The 16,069-nt window shown below is 70.2% G+C and carries 18 protein-coding genes; 10 read left to right on the top strand and 8 right to left on the bottom strand.

Annotated features, from left to right (window positions below):
* The first annotated feature begins 1 nt into the window (after position 1).
* Positions 2-1,252, top strand: a complete 1,251-nt coding sequence (locus tag ASD30_RS06945) for an MFS transporter (protein ID WP_235532524.1) — start codon at positions 2-4, stop codon at positions 1,250-1,252.
* 72 nt (positions 1,253-1,324) lie between these two features.
* On the opposite strand, the gene ASD30_RS06940 is transcribed toward ASD30_RS06945, so the two are convergent.
* A complete protein-coding gene (locus ASD30_RS06940) occupies positions 1,325-1,837 on the bottom strand; it encodes a GNAT family N-acetyltransferase (RefSeq protein WP_056678668.1) in 513 nt (170 codons plus the stop codon).
* Between the two features lie 83 nt (positions 1,838-1,920).
* Between ASD30_RS06940 and ASD30_RS06935 the strand changes: the two genes are divergently transcribed.
* The 4 genes from ASD30_RS06935 (at position 1,921) to ASD30_RS06920 (ending at position 6,516) form a co-directional block, all read left to right on the top strand.
* The gene (locus ASD30_RS06935) at positions 1,921-3,321 is read left to right on the top strand and encodes a sigma 54-interacting transcriptional regulator (RefSeq protein WP_056678665.1); all 1,401 of its coding nucleotides are present in this window, start codon (positions 1,921-1,923) and stop codon (positions 3,319-3,321) included.
* On the top strand, positions 3,318-5,357 hold the full coding sequence (locus ASD30_RS06930) for a vWA domain-containing protein (protein ID WP_056678661.1): 2,040 nt from the start codon (positions 3,318-3,320) through the stop codon (positions 5,355-5,357). The genes ASD30_RS06935 and ASD30_RS06930 overlap by 4 nt, the downstream gene beginning before the upstream one ends.
* A gap of 95 nt (positions 5,358-5,452) precedes the next feature.
* Complete coding sequence (locus ASD30_RS06925) at positions 5,453-6,202, top strand: ZIP family metal transporter (protein ID WP_056678658.1); 750 nt, start codon at positions 5,453-5,455, stop codon at positions 6,200-6,202.
* A gap of 29 nt (positions 6,203-6,231) precedes the next feature.
* The gene (locus ASD30_RS06920; protein WP_056678655.1) at positions 6,232-6,516 is read left to right on the top strand and encodes a DUF1905 domain-containing protein; all 285 of its coding nucleotides are present in this window, start codon (positions 6,232-6,234) and stop codon (positions 6,514-6,516) included.
* Here ASD30_RS06920 and ASD30_RS06915 read toward each other — a convergent pair whose 3' ends face one another.
* The 4 genes from ASD30_RS06915 to ASD30_RS06900 form a co-directional block, all read right to left on the bottom strand.
* On the bottom strand, positions 6,517-6,930 hold the full coding sequence (locus tag ASD30_RS06915) for a nuclear transport factor 2 family protein (RefSeq protein WP_056678653.1): 414 nt from the start codon (positions 6,928-6,930) through the stop codon (positions 6,517-6,519). It abuts the gene before it with no gap.
* 85 nt (positions 6,931-7,015) lie between these two features.
* Complete coding sequence (locus ASD30_RS06910) at positions 7,016-7,645, bottom strand: hypothetical protein (protein ID WP_156393533.1); 630 nt, start codon at positions 7,643-7,645, stop codon at positions 7,016-7,018.
* Between the two features lie 202 nt (positions 7,646-7,847).
* A complete protein-coding gene (gene msrA / locus ASD30_RS06905; protein WP_056678646.1) occupies positions 7,848-8,492 on the bottom strand; it encodes a peptide-methionine (S)-S-oxide reductase MsrA in 645 nt (214 codons plus the stop codon).
* Positions 8,493-8,569: 77 nt separating this feature from the next.
* Positions 8,570-9,001 (bottom strand): hypothetical protein, encoded by a 432-nt coding sequence (locus ASD30_RS06900; protein ID WP_056678643.1) that lies wholly within the window; start codon positions 8,999-9,001, stop codon positions 8,570-8,572.
* Positions 9,002-9,102: 101 nt separating this feature from the next.
* On the opposite strand from ASD30_RS06900, the gene ASD30_RS06895 reads away from it, so the two are divergent.
* The 3 genes from ASD30_RS06895 to ilvA all read left to right on the top strand — a co-directional run bounded on the left by ASD30_RS06895 (position 9,103) and on the right by ilvA (position 12,943).
* Entirely contained in the window at positions 9,103-10,266 is a 1,164-nt protein-coding gene (locus ASD30_RS06895) for a cystathionine gamma-synthase (RefSeq protein WP_082563601.1), read from the top strand.
* Between the two features lie 66 nt (positions 10,267-10,332).
* On the top strand, positions 10,333-11,736 hold the full coding sequence (locus ASD30_RS06890; RefSeq protein ID WP_082563667.1) for an AI-2E family transporter: 1,404 nt from the start codon (positions 10,333-10,335) through the stop codon (positions 11,734-11,736).
* The gene (ilvA, locus tag ASD30_RS06885) at positions 11,729-12,943 is read left to right on the top strand and encodes a threonine ammonia-lyase (RefSeq protein ID WP_235532523.1); all 1,215 of its coding nucleotides are present in this window, start codon (positions 11,729-11,731) and stop codon (positions 12,941-12,943) included. The genes ASD30_RS06890 and ilvA overlap by 8 nt, the downstream gene beginning before the upstream one ends.
* A 124-nt stretch (positions 12,944-13,067) precedes the next feature.
* On the opposite strand, the gene greA is transcribed toward ilvA, so the two are convergent.
* Complete coding sequence (gene greA / locus ASD30_RS06880) at positions 13,068-13,562, bottom strand: transcription elongation factor GreA (protein WP_056678638.1); 495 nt, start codon at positions 13,560-13,562, stop codon at positions 13,068-13,070.
* 202 nt (positions 13,563-13,764) lie between these two features.
* Entirely contained in the window at positions 13,765-14,154 is a 390-nt protein-coding gene (locus ASD30_RS06875) for a DUF4307 domain-containing protein (RefSeq protein WP_056678636.1), read from the bottom strand.
* Between the two features lie 123 nt (positions 14,155-14,277).
* Between ASD30_RS06875 and mca the strand changes: the two genes are divergently transcribed.
* Complete coding sequence (gene mca / locus ASD30_RS06870; protein WP_056678633.1) at positions 14,278-15,177, top strand: mycothiol conjugate amidase Mca; 900 nt, start codon at positions 14,278-14,280, stop codon at positions 15,175-15,177.
* Complete coding sequence (locus ASD30_RS06865) at positions 15,174-15,419, top strand: hypothetical protein (RefSeq protein WP_156393532.1); 246 nt, start codon at positions 15,174-15,176, stop codon at positions 15,417-15,419. Before mca ends, ASD30_RS06865 begins: the two co-directional genes overlap by 4 nt.
* 4 nt (positions 15,420-15,423) lie before the next feature.
* Here ASD30_RS06865 and ASD30_RS06860 read toward each other — a convergent pair whose 3' ends face one another.
* Positions 15,424-16,032, bottom strand: a complete 609-nt coding sequence (locus ASD30_RS06860) for a class I SAM-dependent methyltransferase (protein ID WP_082563598.1) — start codon at positions 16,030-16,032, stop codon at positions 15,424-15,426.
* Positions 16,033-16,069: the final 37 nt, after the last annotated feature.

Raw genomic sequence — 16,069 nt, 5'->3', positions numbered from 1 at the left:
CGTGGCCATTCCCCGGGTGCTGGCGGGGCTGGTCCCGCCCACGAAGCTGGAGCGCGACCTCGCGCTCCAGTCGGTCCTCTCGGCGTTCGCCACCGGAGCGTTCCTGACCGGTACGGCCGTCTTCTTCACCCAGATCGTCGGACTCACCGGAGCCCAGGTCGGCCTCGGCATGAGCGCTGCGGCGGTCGTGACGTTGGCCCTGTCGATCCCGTTGGGCCGGCTCAGCGACCGGGTCGGCGCCAAGCGGCTGTGGGTGATCAGCGCCCTGCTCGAGGCCGGGCTCTACTTCTCCTGGCCGCTGGTGTCGGGGTTCCTGACGTTCGTGCTGGTGCTCTCGGTGCTGGCCTCGGTCGAGACTGCGGGCCGCTCGGCACGCAACGTCTACCGCATCGAGGTCTTCCCCCGCGAGACCCGGGTGCGGGCGATGGCCTTCCAGCGTTCGGCCCGCAACGTGGGCTACACGCTGGGCGCGGGCGCCTCGGGTGTGGCCCTGGGCATCGGCTCCCGCGAGGCGATCATGGCCATCCCGTTGCTGACCGGCGCCCTGCTGATCATCAACGCGCTGATGATCTCGTTCCTCCCGACACTGGTGCGCTCGGTCCCCGACCACGGAGACGACCACCACCTCTCACCGGGCGCGTTCCGCAACCGGGGGTTCGTCGTACTCGCCCTGTGCAACGGCGTGCTCTCCTCCAACCAGGTGCTGCTCAACGTCGTCGTGCCCCTGTGGTTGGTCGAGCGCACCGATGCGCCGCAAGTGCTGCTGGCCTGGCTGTTCGGCACCAACACCGTGCTCGCCGTACTCCTCCAGGTGCGGGCCTCGCGGGGTGCGGAGACCGTCAACGGGTCGCTGCGGGCGGTGCGCTGGTCGGGATGGGCGTTCGTGCTGTCGTGCGTGGTGCTCAGCGTGACGCACGAGACCGTCGGCTGGGTCTCGATCGTGCTGATCTGGATCGGCCACATCACCATCACCGGTGCCGAGCTGTGGCAGTCGGCCTCCGACTGGGGCTTCACCTCAGAGCTCTCCGACCCGCGCCGTCTCGGCGACTACCAGGGCGTGTGGAGCCTGGGCTACCAGGTCGAGCCGATCGTCTTCCCGGCCCTCTACACGTTCCTCGCGCTCAGCTGGGGCGCGCCCGGTTGGGTGGTGATCGCCGTCATTGCGGTGGCCGCCGCGGTCGTCTCACACCCGGCTGCGCGTGCTGCCGAGAGGCACCTGGCCCGGCACACGGGGGTGCCGGCCGCCGCCTGACCGTCGCACTTGTGCGGTGCCTTTGACGGTTCGCCCGTGTCAGGGCGCGTGTGGAGCGACGGTGACCCCGCGTTACTGCTGGTGGGGGAGGGACATCAGGAGCATCGGCGGTACGGCGTCGGGCAGCCAGTCCGGACGCAGCTCACCGATCACTTGCCAGCCTCGATGCCGGTAGACGTCGACGGCGGCGCCCTGGAGGACGTCGAGCACCGGCAGCCTGCCCTGCGAGCGCGCCCACTCGACCGCCGCGTCGAGCAGCGCCCCGCCGACGCCCCGGCCCTTGACCGATGGATCCACGAAGAGGACGGCGACCAGCGCCAGAGCCGATGCGTCGTCGGTGTCGGTGGCGTGGAGGAACGCCGTCGCCTCCTCGCCGGTGACCGGCCCGACCGCCACGTGCCCGGCCACCCGTCCGTCGACCTCGGCCACCCAGGCGCGGTCCTGGTCGTCACGGACGATGAAGTCGGCGACCGGGAACGGCAGGGGCCACCGGTGCGGATAGCCCGAGGTCGGCTGCTGGGCGCCCAGCACCTCGACGAGCGCGGGTACGTCGGAGTCGACCCGGGGACGCAGCGCGAAAGCCATGCTGGCCACCCTAGAGGGCCCGGACCGGCTCGACCGGCGGCAGGCGCGAGCGGCGCTTGTCTCCCGGGTCTAGTTTGGAGGGCGTGACCAACGCTCCCCCTTCACACGAGTTCATCACCACTCTCGGCGAGCTGCGCGCCTCCGGACACGTGCTCCGCGACCTGCGCACCGAGATCCGCGACAACCTGCTGGCCGCGCTGGCCGAGGGCCGTGACCCGTGGCCCGGGCTCCATGGCTTCGAGGCCACGGTGATCCCGCAGCTCGAACGCGCCCTGATCGCCGGCCACGACGTCGTGCTCCTCGGCGAGCGGGGGCAGGGCAAGACGCGTCTGCTGCGCACCCTGGTCGGGCTCCTCGACGAGTGGAGCCCGGTGATCTCCGGCTCCGAGATCGGCGAGCACCCCTACGACCCGATCACCGTCTCCTCCAAGGCCGCGGTGGCGGCGTACGGCGACGACCTGCGGGTCTCGTGGCGGCACCGCGACGACCGGTACGCCGAGAAGCTGGCCACGCCCGACACGTCGGTGGCCGACCTGATCGGCGACGTCGACCCGATGAAGGTCGCCGAAGGGCGCTCGCTCGGTGACCCCGAGACCATCCACTTCGGCCTGATCCCGCGCAGCCACAGGGGAATTGTCGCGATCAACGAGCTGCCCGACCTCGCCGAGCGCATCCAGGTGGCGATGCTCAACGTGATGGAGGAGCGCGACATCCAGATCCGCGGCTACGTCATGCGACTGCCGCTCGACGTGCTCGTCGTGGCCAGCGCGAACCCGGAGGACTACACCAACCGCGGGCGCATCATCACCCCGCTCAAGGACCGCTTCGGCGCCGAGATCCGCACCCACTACCCGGTCGAGCTCGAGGCCGAGGTCGCCGTGATCCGACAGGAGGCGCACCTCGCCGCCACCGTGCCCGACCACCTGATCGAGGTGCTGGCGCGCTTCACCCGTGCCCTGCGCGACTCCAACGCCGTCGACCAGCGCTCCGGGGTCAGCGCCCGCTTCGCCATCGCCGGCGCCGAGACGATCGCCGCGGCCGCGCTGCACCGCGCCACCGTGCGTGGCGAGGAGCATGCGGTGGCCCGGGTGGTGGACCTCGAGACCGCCGTCGACGTGCTCGGCGGCAAGATCGAGTTCGAGACCGGCGAGGAGGGGCGCGAGCACGAGATCCTGGAGCACCTGCTGCGTACGGCGGTCGCCGAGACCGTCCGCGGGCGGTTCCGCGGCATCGACTTCGCCGTGCTGATCAACGCGATCGAGCAGGGTTCGCCGATCGCCACCGGCGAGCAGGTCACCGCGCGTGAGCTGCTCGACGCGCTGCCGCCGCTGGGGGAGTCGGAGTTCTACGACACCGTCATGGAGCGCTTCGGGGCCACCAACGACGGCGAGCAGGCCAGCGCCATCGAGCTGGCCCTCGAAGGCCTCTACCTGGCCCGCAAGATCGGCAAGGACACCGGCGACGGGGAGACGATCTACGGATGACGCGCCGTCCGGACCGGCACCGGTCGCGCTACTCGCGCTACGCGGGTGGCCCGGACCCGCTCGCGCCGCCGGTCGACCTGGCCGACGCCCTCGAGGCGATCGGCGAGGACGTGATGGCCGGCTACTCGCCCGAGCGGGCGATGCGCGAATACCTCCGCCGCGGGTCCAGGGACCAGCGCGGGCTGGACGACCTGGCCCGCCGGGTGCAGGAGAAACGCCAGGAGCTGTTGCAACGCCACAACCTCGACGGCACCCTCCAGCAGGTGCGCGAGCTGCTCGACAAGGCGGTGCTCGAGGAGCGCAAGCAGCTGGCCCGTGACGTCGACCTCGACGACTCCGACCGCGCGTTCCGCGAGATGCAGCTGGAGAACCTGCCGAACTCTCCTGCGGCGGCGGTGACCGAGCTGGCGTCGTACGACTGGCAGAGCGCGGAGGCCCGCGAGGCCTACGAGCAGATCAAGGACCTGCTCGGCCGGGAGCTGCTCGACCAGCGGTTCGCCGGCATGAAGCAGGCCCTGGAGAGCGCCACCGACGAGGACCGCGAGCGCATCAACGAGATGCTCGGCGACCTCAACGACCTGCTCGAGAAGCATGCCCGCGGCGAGGACACCCAGGCCGACTTCGACGAGTTCATGGACAAGCACGGGGAGTTCTTCCCCGAGAACCCGAGGAACATCGACGAGCTCCTCGACGCCATGGCCGCCCGCTCCGCCGCCGCCCAGCGGATGCTCAACTCGATGACGCCGGATCAGCGCAACGAGCTGATGCAGCTCTCGGAGCAGGCGTTCGGCTCCCCGCAGCTCTCGGAGCAGCTGGGCCGGCTCGACGCGAACCTGCAGGCGGCCCGGCCCGGCGAGGACTGGGGCGGCTCGGCCGACTTCGAGGGCGAGGAGGGTCTGGGGCTCGGCGACGGCACCGGCGCCCTGCAGGACCTGGCCGACCTCGACGACCTGGCCGAGCAGCTCGCGCAGTCCTACCAGGGCGCGCGCATGGACGACGTCGACCTCGACAAGCTGGCCAGGCAGCTCGGCGACGAGGCTGCGGTCGACGCCCGCACCCTTGCCGAGCTCGAGAAGGCGCTGCGCGACACCGGCTACCTGAAGCGCGACTCGACCGGCAACTACCGACTGTCGCCCAAGGCGATGCGCCAGCTCGGCAAGGCGCTGCTCCGTGACGTGGCCCAGCGCCTGTCGGGTCGCCAGGGCGCTCGCGACGTACGCCACGCGGGTGCCGCCGGCGAGCTGAGCGGGGCCACCCGCGAGTGGGCGTTCGGTGACACCGAGCCGTGGGACGTGACGCGCACGATCACGAATGCGGTGATCCGCACGGTCTCCGACGGCGGAGACACACGCAACGGAGTACGCCTCGACATCGGCGACGTCGAGGTCAGCGAGACCGAGGCCCGCACCCAGGCCTGCGTGGCGCTGTTGGTCGACACGTCGTTCTCGATGGCGATGGACGGCCGCTGGGTGCCGATGAAGCGGACGGCGCTGGCGCTGCACACGTTGATCCAGAGCCGGTTCCGTGGCGACCACCTGCAGCTGATCGGGTTCGGCCGGCACGCCGAGGTGATGGAGATCGAGCAGCTCACGGCACTCGACGCGTTCTGGGCCAAGGGCACGAACCTGCACCACGCGCTGCTGCTGGCCAACCGCCACTTCCGCAAGCACCCCAATGCCCAGCCCGTGCTGCTGATCGTCACGGACGGCGAGCCCACCTCGCACCTCGAGCCGAACGGCGAGGTCTACTTCGACTATCCGCCGCACCCGCTGACGATCGCCTACAGCGTGCGCGAGCTCGACAACGCCGGACGCCTCGGCGCGCAGACCACGTTCTTCCGCCTCGGCGACGATCCGGGGCTGGCCCGGTTCATCGACTCGATGGCCAAGCGCGTCGACGGTCGCGTGGTGGCACCCGAGCTCGATGACCTGGGCGCCGCGGTCGTGGGCTCCTACCTCGGCTCGCGCGGGCCGGGCGACCGGCGGGGCGACGGGTACGGCGGGTGGGGCGGCCGTGGCTTCTGGGTCGACGACTGACCTGTCGCCAGTTCTGATCGACCTGTCGCCAGTTTTGATCGACCCGTCGCCAGTTCTGGGCCAGGACAGGTCGCCCGTCTGGTTGAGTGACAGCCGTGACGGTCTGGATCGAAGCCGGCCTGTGGGGCCTGCTCGCGGGTGGCGCCCTGGTGCTGGGCGCGTTGGTCGCGTGGTTCGTGCGCGTCCCGCGGCCCGTGGTGGCCACGGTGATGGCGTTCGGCGCGGGCGTGCTGATCTCGGCGCTGTCCTTCGACCTGGTCGACGAGGCCGAGGAGCTCGGCGGGCTCTGGCCGACCGTGGCCGGCTTCCTCGGCGGTGCGGTGGTCTACGTCGCCGCCAACGTGGCGCTGGCACACAAGGGCGCCCGACACCGCAAGCGCTCCGGTGAGCTCCAGCCCTCCGAGAAGGAACAGGCAGGCAGCGGCACGGCGATCGCGATCGGCGCACTGCTGGACGGCGTGCCCGAGTCGGTGGTGCTGGGCGTCTCGCTGCTCGGGGGCGGTGGAGTGGCCCTCCCGGTGCTGGCCGCGATCTTCATCTCCAACGTGCCCGAAGGGCTCTCCAGCTCGGCCGGCATGAAGGCCAGCGGACGCAGTGCCCGTTACGTCTTCGGGGTCTGGGTCGGCATCGCGGTGGCCAGCGGCGTGGCGGGCGCGCTGGGTGCGCTGCTCCTCGACGGCGCGGCCCCCGAGGCGATCGCGGTGATCACCGCGATCGCGGCCGGCGCGATCCTGGCCATGGTGGCCGACACGATGATCCCCGAGGCGTTCGAGCGGACGCATCTGTACGCCGGGCTGATCGCGACGCTCGGCTTCATCACCGCGTTCGTGATCGAGCGCGCCTGACAGGCCACCCGGCTGCGTATCCTGACGCCGTGGAGATCGAGTTCGCCGGACCCGTCGTCGAGTGGCGCGGGCCCGCGCCGTACCACTTCGTGGTGCTTCCTCCCGACGCCGCCGAGATCGTCGACGAGGTGAAGGCCGCGGTGGCCTACTGGGGCGTCGTGCCGGTGAATGCGCGCATCGGGGAGACCGACTTCACGACGTCGATGTTCCCGCGCGAGGGCACGTGGTTCCTGCCCGTGAAGGACGCCGTACGGCGGGCAGAGCTGGTCACGTTGGGTGACGCTGTCGACGTGGTGCTGACGATCGACGCGTGACTACTCTGGCTTGGCGGCTTCGGCGAGGGCGGTGAGCTCCTCGCCCATCCGCTCGACCAGGGCGTTGAGTGACTTCAGTGGCCGGATCATCACGGTGAACTCGGTGATCCGGCCGTGGTCGTCCCAGGTGATCCGGTCGATGCCGAAGACCTGCAGGTCGCCCAGGGTCGAGGTGAACTCCAGAATGGCGTCGTTCTCGCGCGGCCACTCGTCGACGTACGAGAAGTCCTCGCCGAGGACCTTCAACGCCGCGGTCAGGTAGGCGACGACCAGCGGCTTGCCCTCCTGCGGCTTGAAGACGGCGGGGGAGTGGAAGACGGCGTCCTCGGCGACCAGGTCGGCCAGGCCCGCGGAGTCACCGCTCTCGACGATCGCGTGCCAGCGGGGAAGTCCGAGCTCGGTGGGGGTGCTCATGCGTCCAACTTACTCAGGTGCCCGAACAGGACGCTGACGAGCCACGCCCCGCCAAGACGGCTGGCCGCGGGGGCCGCCGGACACGTCAGTGGTCAGACTTGCCGTTGCCCCTGACCTGCCACGTGGTCTCGGCCGGGCTCGCATCGACGTTCCCCGCCGCGTCCGTCGCGCGTACGGAGAAGGTGTGCCGACCGGGGTCCAGGTCCGAGTAGCCCACCCCGGAGTCACAGGGCGTGTACGCCGCTCCGTCGAGGCTGCACATGAACGACGCGGCTTCGTCCGCACGGAACGAGAACTGAGCGCTGTCCGCGGCAGGGAACTCGGCGCTGAGGCTGGTCGCCGGGGGTGTGACGTCGGCCGCGGTCGAGACCTCTGGGCTCGGCGAAGACGACGTCTCGCGCGGGGTCAGGCGCGTCTGCGTGGTGCGGGCTCCCGCACGGGAAGCCACCTCGTCCCGTGGGGCTTTCGACGTCGCGGACTTGGCGTCCTTGCGGTTCGCCACCGGGCCGTCGGAGGCAGGTGTCTCCGGGGTCAGCTCCGGCGGCCCGACCTCGGGCGCCCCGGAGGGGCCTGGGTGCTCGGGCCCCGCCGAGCCGGACTGCGTGCTCGATGACCCGCCGACCATGGACGCTCGGGTGGCGTAGGCACTCGCGCCGAGGCCCAGCAGCACCAGAACGGTGACGAGGGCTCGGGCGTGCCCAGGTCGGGCCACCATGGCGAGCGAGTGCGCGGTGGCGCGCGGAAGGCGGCGCCACAGGTCTGTCAATGGGCGTGGGGCTCTGTGTTGCATGAGAGTCTCCGGGGTCGACTCACGGGCAGACCCGAGATCCCCCCTTGCCCGTGACGGGCAGGAAAGCGATCACGCTAACAGGGCGTCGCGGCAGAGCCGAATCTGCCTTCGTGCCTCGCGGTCGTCCTCAGGCACCCGTCGGGAACTTGACGCCGGTGTTGGCGTGGCAGCGGTAGCCGAACGGGTTCTTCGCGAGGTACTGCTGGTGCACGTCCTCGGCGTAGAAGTAGGTCGACGCGGGCCGGATCTCGGTGGTGACCGGGCCCTGTCCGCGGCGGGCCAGCTCGTCGCCGTACACCTTGGTCAGCTCGATCGCGGTCTCGCGCTGCGCCTCACTGAGCGTGTAGAGCGCCGAGCGGTACTGCGTGCCGACGTCGTTGCCCTGCTGCATGCCCTGGGTCGGGTCGTGCACCTCGAAGAACGTCTTGACCAGGTCGGCGTAGGAGATGACGGCCGGGTCGAAGACCACGCGCACGGCCTCGGTGTGGCCGGTCATCCCGGAGCACACCTCTTCGTACGACGGGTGCGGCGTCGAGCCGCCGGCGTACCCGACGGAGGTCGACCAGACGCCGTCCTTCTGCCAGTAGATCTCCTCGGCGCCCCAGAAGCAGCCGAGCCCGAAGATCGCCGCCTCGAAGCCGTCAGGGATCTCGTCGGTGACCACGGGCGCGTCGAGGACGACGTGCTTGTCGGCCAGGTGGAACCAGGCCTCCGTGCGGCCCGGCAGGGCACGGTCGGGGGTGACCAACTCGGTCTTGTGGCGGCCGAACACGGGCGTCTCCTTCGGGTCGGAATGCTTCCAGTGTGCCCAACAACGCAAGGCCTCCGAACGTTCCCGTTGCCCCGGCCTCAGCGGTCGATCGTGCATTTGACGGTGCGCATGGGCAGGGCGCTGAAGCTGCCCTCGGACGCCATCGCCCGGATCGGCACGATCATGATCGTCACGCCGGCACGCCACGGCAGCGGCGTCTGCAGGTTGCTGCCGTCGGGGGCGGGGATGTACGGCGGCACGGTGAACTCCTCGATGCCGAGCTCGAACATCGCATCGCGGCACAGGTCCGCCGCCTGCTCGGTGTTGATCGCCTGGTCGGGGTCGAGTGGCGGCTCGTTCTCGGCGTACCGCTGGGAGACGACACTGATCGCGCCGCCGACGCCGACGATCGCGCCCATGGCCAGCACGGCCCACAACCAGGTGAGTCGGCCCTTGGGCGCGTCGGGGTCCTCCGGCGGCTCGGCGGGGGAGAGACCGGCTTCCTGCAAGACGTACGGCGGATCATTCATGGCGCCCTCGGCTCCATCATCGTCCGCACGCGTACGGCGGACAAGGCTCTTGCCGGTTGGCGCACGCATCGACCCGAGCTCCCCTCGCTACAGTCGGGTGCGTGAGCACTCAAGAACACGCCAACAAGTCAGGCTTCGAGACGCGTGCGATCCACGCCGGCTACGAACCCGATCCGATGACCGGCGCGGTGATCCCGCCGATCTACGCCACCAGCACCTACAAGCAGGACGGCGTCGGCGGCATGCGAGGCGGCTACGAGTACAGCCGCTCGGGCAACCCCACGCGCACCGCGCTCGAGGGCGTGCTGGCCGCCCTGGAGCAGGGCGAACGCGCCTTCGCCTTCGCCTCCGGGCTGGCTGCCGAGGACACCCTGCTCCGCTCCGTGTGCCGCCCCGGCGACCACGTGGTCATCCCCGACGACGCGTACGGCGGCACCTACCGCCTGTTCGACAAGGTGGCCAAGGTCTGGGGCCTCGACCACAGCCCGGCCGCGGTCTCCGACGTCGACGCCGTGCGCGCGGCGATCCAGCCCGGCCGGACCAAGGTCGTCTGGGTCGAGACCCCGACCAACCCGTTGCTCAACATCGGCGACATCGAGGCGCTCGCCTCTGTCGCCCACGACGCCGGTGCCCTGCTGGTCGTCGACAACACGTTCGCGTCGCCGTACCTCCAGCAGCCGATCACCCTGGGCGCGGACGTCGTGGTGCACTCGACCACGAAGTACTGCGGCGGCCACTCCGACGTCGTCGGCGGCGCCCTCGTCGTACGCGACCTCGACATCGCCGAGAAGGTCGCGTTCCACCAGAACTCCATGGGTGCCGTCCCCGGACCGTTCGACGCGTTCCTCACCCACCGCGGCCTCAAGACCCTGGGTGTGCGCATGGACCGGCACTGCGACAACGCAGAGAAGATCGTCGAGTTCCTCAGCGGTCACGCCAAGGTGTCGCAGGTGATCTACCCCGGTCTCGCGGAGCACCCCGGCCACGCGGTCGCCTCGAAGCAGATGAAGCGGTACGGCGGCATCGTGTCGTTCCGGGTCACCGGTGGCGAGCAGCTGGCGCTGGACGTCTGCGGCAAGGCGGAGGTCTTCACGCTGGGCGAGTCGCTCGGCGGAGTCGAGTCGCTGATCGAGCACCCCGGCCGGATGACCCACGCGTCGGTCGCCGGCACCGACCTCGAGGTGCCTGCCGACCTGGTCCGCCTCAGCGTCGGGATCGAGACCGTCGACGACCTCCTCGGCGACCTCGACCGGGCCCTCGGCTGAACGTGTCCGTCGGGTGGGCCTGTTGGATGACGGGCCCACCATGCCCGTGGCATAGCCTTGGCGACCGTGAGCAACGAAGCTGACGAAGCGGACCAGGCCGAGCCCGAACAGGCGCCCGACGAGACAGCTGAGGGCGCGCCCGAAGAGGGTGAACCCAGGCGTCGCTCGAAGCTGTTGTCGAGGCGTGAGCGCGACGACGACGATGACTCCCTGTCGGAGCGCCTGACCCAGCAGCTCGCGCACCAGTGGGCGGTCCTGCGTGCCGAGCGTCGGGCAGAACCGGCGCCGATCGAGACCGGCCCGTCGAACACCCGCAGGGCCCAGGTGCCGTGGGCGCTCGACCTGGCCGCGGCGTGGGCGTGGCGCTTCCTGATCATCTCGGCTGCGGGCCTCGCGATCCTCTGGGTGCTCGCCTACTTCGCGGTGATCACCCTGCCCCTGGTGATCGCCATGCTGATCGCGGCGCTCGCTGCGCCGGTGGTCCGTGGCCTCGCCAACGTGGGCGTGCCGCGCGCCCTGGGTGCCGGACTGGTCGTCCTCGGCGGCATCGCGTCCGTGGGTGCCCTCCTGACCTTCGTCAGTCGCGAGGTGATCCGCGGCGGAACCCAGCTGGCCGACCAGGTTGTGGTCGGCATCGAGAAGATCCGCGAGTGGTTGCAGGACGGTCCGTTGAAGGCCAGCGACTCCCAGATCAACAGTTGGCTCGAGGAGACCCAGAAGAGCATCACCGAACGCTCGAAGGACACCGAGGTGCTCGCGCACGTCACGGAGTTCGGCGCGGCACTCGGACACGTGCTGGCTGGCTTCTTCATCGTGCTGTTCGCGACGTACTTCTTCCTCGCCGACGGCGACCGCATCTGGTCGTGGATGGTGCGGATGTTCCCCCGGGCCGCGCGAGAACGCGTCGACTCGTCGGGCCGGGTCGCCTGGAACTCGCTCACCCAGTTCGTGCGCGCCACCGTGGTCGTCGCGCTGGTCGACGCGATCGGCATCATGATCGTCGCGGCGATCCTCGACCTGCCCCTGGTGCTGCCGATCGGCGTCCTCGTCTTCCTCGGTGCCTTCGTGCCGATGATCGGTGCCACGATCGCCGGCTCCGTCGCGGTGCTGGTGGCCTTGGTGGCCCAGGGCCCGTTCACCGCGCTGCTGATGCTCGGTGGAGTGATCCTGGTGCAGCAGATCGAGGGCCACATCCTGCAGCCGTTCCTGATGGGCCGCTTCGTGTCCGTGCACCCGCTCGGCGTGATCGTCGCGATCGGCTGCGGTGTGATCGTGGCGGGAGTGGCCGGCGCTCTGGTCGCCGTACCCCTGGCTGCCGTGGTCAACGCGGTCGTGCAGCACCTCGCCGCCTTCACCGAGGTCGGCGAGGACCCGATGGAGGCCATCGACGAGGACCTGGTCGCGGCCGGACGACAACCCGGCACGCCCAACGACCCCGAGGCGCTCGCAGATGGAGAAGACCGTGGTTGAGATCCCCGTGCCGACCCTGGCCGACATCCAAGCGGCGCGCGAGGTGCTCGAGGGCGTCGCGGTGCTGACCCCGATGGAGGAGTCGCGATGGCTCAGCGCGAAGGCGGGCGGGCCGGTCAGCCTCAAGTGCGAGAACCTCCAGCGCACCGGGTCGTTCAAGATCCGCGGTGCCTACCTGCGCATCTCGCGGCTCAGTGAGGAGGAGCGGGCCCACGGCGTCGTGGCGGCGTCGGCCGGCAACCACGCCCAGGGCGTCGCGCTCGCGGCCAACCTGCTCGGCATCAAGTCGACGGTGTTCATGCCCGAAGGAGCGCCGATCCCCAAGGAGCGGGCCACGCGCGCGTACGGCGCAGACGTGGTGTTCCACGGCAAGTACATCGACCAGGCCCTCGAGGCGGCCCGCGAGTTCGCCGAACGCACCGGCGCCGTGCTGATCCACCCCTTCGACCACGCCGACATCGTGGCGGGGCAGGGCACCGCCGGTCTCGAGATCCTCGAGCAGGCACCCGACGTGCGCACGGTGCTGGTTCCCGCGGGTGGCGGCGGTCTCGTGGCCGGCATCGGTACGGCGATCAAGGCGCTGCGGCCCGACGTACGCGTGATCGGCGTGCAGGCCGAGGGCGCCGCGGCGATTCCCGGATCACTGGCCGCCGGCTCACCGGTGGCGCTGGAGTCGATGGCCACGATGGCCGACGGAATCGCGGTCGGCCGGCCCGGCGACGTCCCGTTCCGGGCGATCCAGAGCTACGTCGACGACGTCATCACGGTCTCGGAGGAGTCCCTCTCACGAGCCCTGCTGGCGCTGGTCGAACGGGCCAAGCTGGTCGTCGAACCGGCCGGTGCGGCCGCGGTGGCTGCCGTGCTGGACAACCCGACCGCGTTCGAGACGCCCGTGGTGGCGGTGCTCTCGGGCGGCAACATCGACCCGCTGCTGCTCGGCAAGGTGATCCGGCACGGCATGGCCGCCGACAGCCGCTACCTCAACCTGCGGGTCTGCATCCCCGACGTACCTGGCGGGCTGGCCAAGCTGCTCGGTGAGCTCGCTGCCGCCCAGGCCAACGTGCTCGAGGTCGCCCACGAACGCATCTCGCCCTCGCTCCACCTCGACGAGGTCGAGGTGCACCTGCAGCTGGAGACCCGCGGCGAGACCCATGCCTCGACCCTGCTCGCCCGACTCCGCGAGCGCGGCTACACCGTCTTCGAGTAGATACTCCCTGACGTTTCGGTCCCAGAATGACGATACTCCCTGACGTTTCGGTCCCCGAAGGGGCTGAAACGTCAGGGAGTATCCCCGGATCAGGGCCGAAACGTCAGGGAGTATCGGGAAGTGATCAGGCGCCGTAGGGCTTGGCGTCGAGGATCTCGACCTTCAGCTCCTTGCCGTTGGGCGCGGCGTAGGTGACCGTCGTGCCCTTGGAGTTGCCGTTGATCGCGGCACCCATGGCCGACTCGGGGGAGTAGACGGTGAGGTCGTCGCCCTCGTTGAGGTTCTCGCGGGCACCGAGCAGGAACTGCTCGGTCTCGTCGAAGTCGAGCAGCTTGACGGTCACGACCATGCCGGGCTCGACGACACCGTCGTCGGGGGGCGTCTCGCCGACCTCGGCGCGCCGGAGCATGTCCTCGAGCTGACGGATGCGGGCCTCCTGCTTGCCCTGCTCGTCCTTCGCGGCGTGGTAGCCGCTGTTCTCCTTGAGGTCTCCCTCGTCCCGGGCAGCGGAGATCTTCTCGATGATCTCTTGGCGGAGCGGGCCCTTGAGGTTCTCCAACTCAGCCTGGAGCTTGTCGTAAGCCTCCTGGGTAAGCCAGATCGTTCCCTGCTCAGTCATGGTGCAACTCCTGCGTGCAGTGCGGATTGGGGCAGTGCCCATTGGGAAACCTCGGGCGGTGTGGGGGACGCACACGAACCGCAGAGGGCACAAGTGCCTGCTCCGTCGGCAGCACTGAATGTCCCTGCTCGAGGTGTCGAAAGAATGAGTTTAGCAAAACGGCCGGGGTGCGGCACGTTCCCGAGAGATCAGCCCCGGGTGATCAGCGGGGTCGATCCTGGTCGGGTGTCGTGCAGCCGACCAACTCGACCGAGGTGGCCTCGCGCTCCGTGCGGATGCTCACCTCGTTGCGCCCGTCCGTGGGCGTGAAGTTCTGCTCGCCGACCGTGACGTGGTCGCCGGCCAGGGCCCGCACCTTGCAGGTCGCGTCGGCGTCGTCGGACAGGTGGACCTGTACGACGACCTCGACCTTGTGCTGGTCGACCACGGAGTACGTCGACAGGTCGGACGAGGCCTCGGGCGTGGAGTGGAACCACATCACCCAGCCCAGCCAACCGAGGAAGGCGATGGCGAGCACGGCACACACGACCACCACGAACAGTCGTTGCCGGGGACGTCTGGTGCCGTAGCGCTCGGACAGGTCAACACTCACGGGCTCCATGGTGGCAGAGCGCCCGGCATCACGGGACTTCGCCCACCCGCCACCCAGTGGCCCGCGGGTGAAGGCGCGTGCGCCGGGCACGGGACTTCGCCCACCCGCCACTAGAATCACCGCATGCCGACACCGCCCTCCGGCCCCCTGCGCCTGATGCACGTGCACGCCCATCCCGACGACGAGTCGAGCAAGGGTGCCGCGACGACCGCGAAATACGTCGCCGAGGGGGTCGACGTCCACGTCGTCACCTGCACCGGGGGCGAGCGCGGCTCCGTGCTGAACCCCCGCATGGACCGCCCCGACGTGCTCGAGAACATCACCGAGATCCGTCGCAGGGAGATGGAGGCGGCCCGCGACATCCTCGGCGTCACCCAGGACTGGCTGGGCTTCATCGACTCCGGATGGCCCGAGGGCGACCCGAAGCCGCCGCTGCCGGAGGGCTGCTTCGCCCTCGAGGACGTCGAGGCTGCGGCCGCACCACTGGTGCGGTTGATCCGCGAGTTCAGGCCCCATGTCGTCACGACGTACGACGAGAAGGGTGGCTACCCGCACCCCGACCACATCCAGTGCCACAACATCTCGATGGTGGCGTTCGAGGCTGCCGGTGACCCGGAGCGCTACCCGGAGGCCGGTCCGGCGTGGCAGCCGATGAAGCTGTACTACCAGCACGGGTTCAACCGGCCGCGCACCGTCGCGATCTCCGAGGCGATGGAGGCAGCCGGCCTGGAGAACCCGTGGAAGGAACGGCTGGCCAACTGGAAGCCCGACCCGGCGCACGACGCTCGCATCACCACCCGGGTGCCCTGCGGCGACTACTTCGACGTGCGTGACCGGGCGCTGCTCGCCCACGCCACCCAGATCGACCCCGACGGGCACTGGTTCGCCGTACCCCTCGACCTCCAGCAGCGCGTGTGGCCGACCGAGGAGTTCGAGCTGGTCACCAGCCACGTCGAGTCGACGCTGCCCGAGGACGACCTCTTCGCCGGCATCCGCGGCACGACTGAGACACTGGAGTCATGACTGAATCACTGGCGGCTGTGAACGGCCTGCTCATCGCCCTTGTCGCCAAGGACAACAGCATCCCCGAGGACAAGGACGTCGTCGCCGGGTGGCTCGGGTTCTCGGTGTTCATCGCCCTGATCGTGGCCGTGGCCCTGCTGTGCTGGAGCCTGACCCGTCAGCTCCGCAAGACCCGCGACGCGCGCGATGCGGGTGTGTTCGGTGACCAGCCCAAGTCCGAGGACCACGACACCGACGCCTGACCGGTCAGCGCTTGACCAGGTGCACCAGGCAGTCGTACGCCGTCCGCGCCGGCTCGCCACCGTGCCCCGGCTCGACCTCGCGTGAGACGCGCTCGGCCCGCACCACCTCGAACGACTCGCCGTCGAGGTCGGCCAGCAGGTCGTCGGCGGTCATCAGCACCGACGGGTCCTGCGGCCCTCCGGTGCCCTCGGTGAGGTTGCTGGAGTCGTGGGCGACACAGAGGAACGTGCCGCCGATGTCGAGCGCGCACCAGGCCCGGCGTACTGCCCGCTGTCGGCCCGCGGCCGGGAGCTGCAGGTAGGCGATCACGGCCAGGTCGACCGGCACCGGCGCCGCCCAGTTGAGCACGTCGGCGCACACCCACTCGATCGGGTGGTCCGAGGGCGGCTCGACGGCCCGGCCCTTGTCGAGGCCGGCCTGCGCGAAGTCGACCGCGGTGACCTGCCAACCCAGCGACGACAGCCAGAGCGCGTTGCGGCCCTCGCCGGCGGCCAGGTCGACGGCGCGCCCGGGTGTCAGCTCGGCCAGCTGGCCGGCGACGAACTGGTTCGGCGTCGCCGACCACACCAGCTCCGCATCGGCGTAGCGCTCATTCCAATCGACTGCATCCATTGCTCCAGTGTGCCGCCTGTCCGGACGGACCGCACCG

This window comes from Nocardioides sp. Root140, assembly GCF_001426745.1.
Classification (GTDB): domain Bacteria; phylum Actinomycetota; class Actinomycetes; order Propionibacteriales; family Nocardioidaceae; genus Nocardioides.
This window is presented reverse-complemented; position numbering and strand designations above follow the sequence as displayed.

What these genes read in the sequence shown, in the direction of transcription:
- ASD30_RS06940 (WP_056678668.1), bottom strand. Translation starts at nt 1,837, where the DNA reads ATGGCTTTCGCGCTGCGTCCCCGGGTCGACTCCGACGTACCCGCGCTC.
- ASD30_RS06930 (WP_056678661.1), top strand. Translation starts at nt 3,318, where the DNA reads ATGACGCGCCGTCCGGACCGGCACCGGTCGCGCTACTCGCGCTACGCG.
- ASD30_RS06915 (WP_056678653.1), bottom strand. Translation starts at nt 6,930, where the DNA reads ATGAGCACCCCCACCGAGCTCGGACTTCCCCGCTGGCACGCGATCGTC.
- ASD30_RS06910 (WP_156393533.1), bottom strand. Translation starts at nt 7,645, where the DNA reads ATGGTGGCCCGACCTGGGCACGCCCGAGCCCTCGTCACCGTTCTGGTG.
- ASD30_RS06900 (WP_056678643.1), bottom strand. Translation starts at nt 9,001, where the DNA reads ATGAATGATCCGCCGTACGTCTTGCAGGAAGCCGGTCTCTCCCCCGCC.
- greA (WP_056678638.1), bottom strand. Translation starts at nt 13,562, where the DNA reads ATGACTGAGCAGGGAACGATCTGGCTTACCCAGGAGGCTTACGACAAG.
- mca (WP_056678633.1), top strand. Translation starts at nt 14,278, where the DNA reads ATGCCGACACCGCCCTCCGGCCCCCTGCGCCTGATGCACGTGCACGCC.
- ASD30_RS06865 (WP_156393532.1), top strand. Translation starts at nt 15,174, where the DNA reads ATGACTGAATCACTGGCGGCTGTGAACGGCCTGCTCATCGCCCTTGTC.
- ASD30_RS06860 (WP_082563598.1), bottom strand. Translation starts at nt 16,032, where the DNA reads ATGGATGCAGTCGATTGGAATGAGCGCTACGCCGATGCGGAGCTGGTG.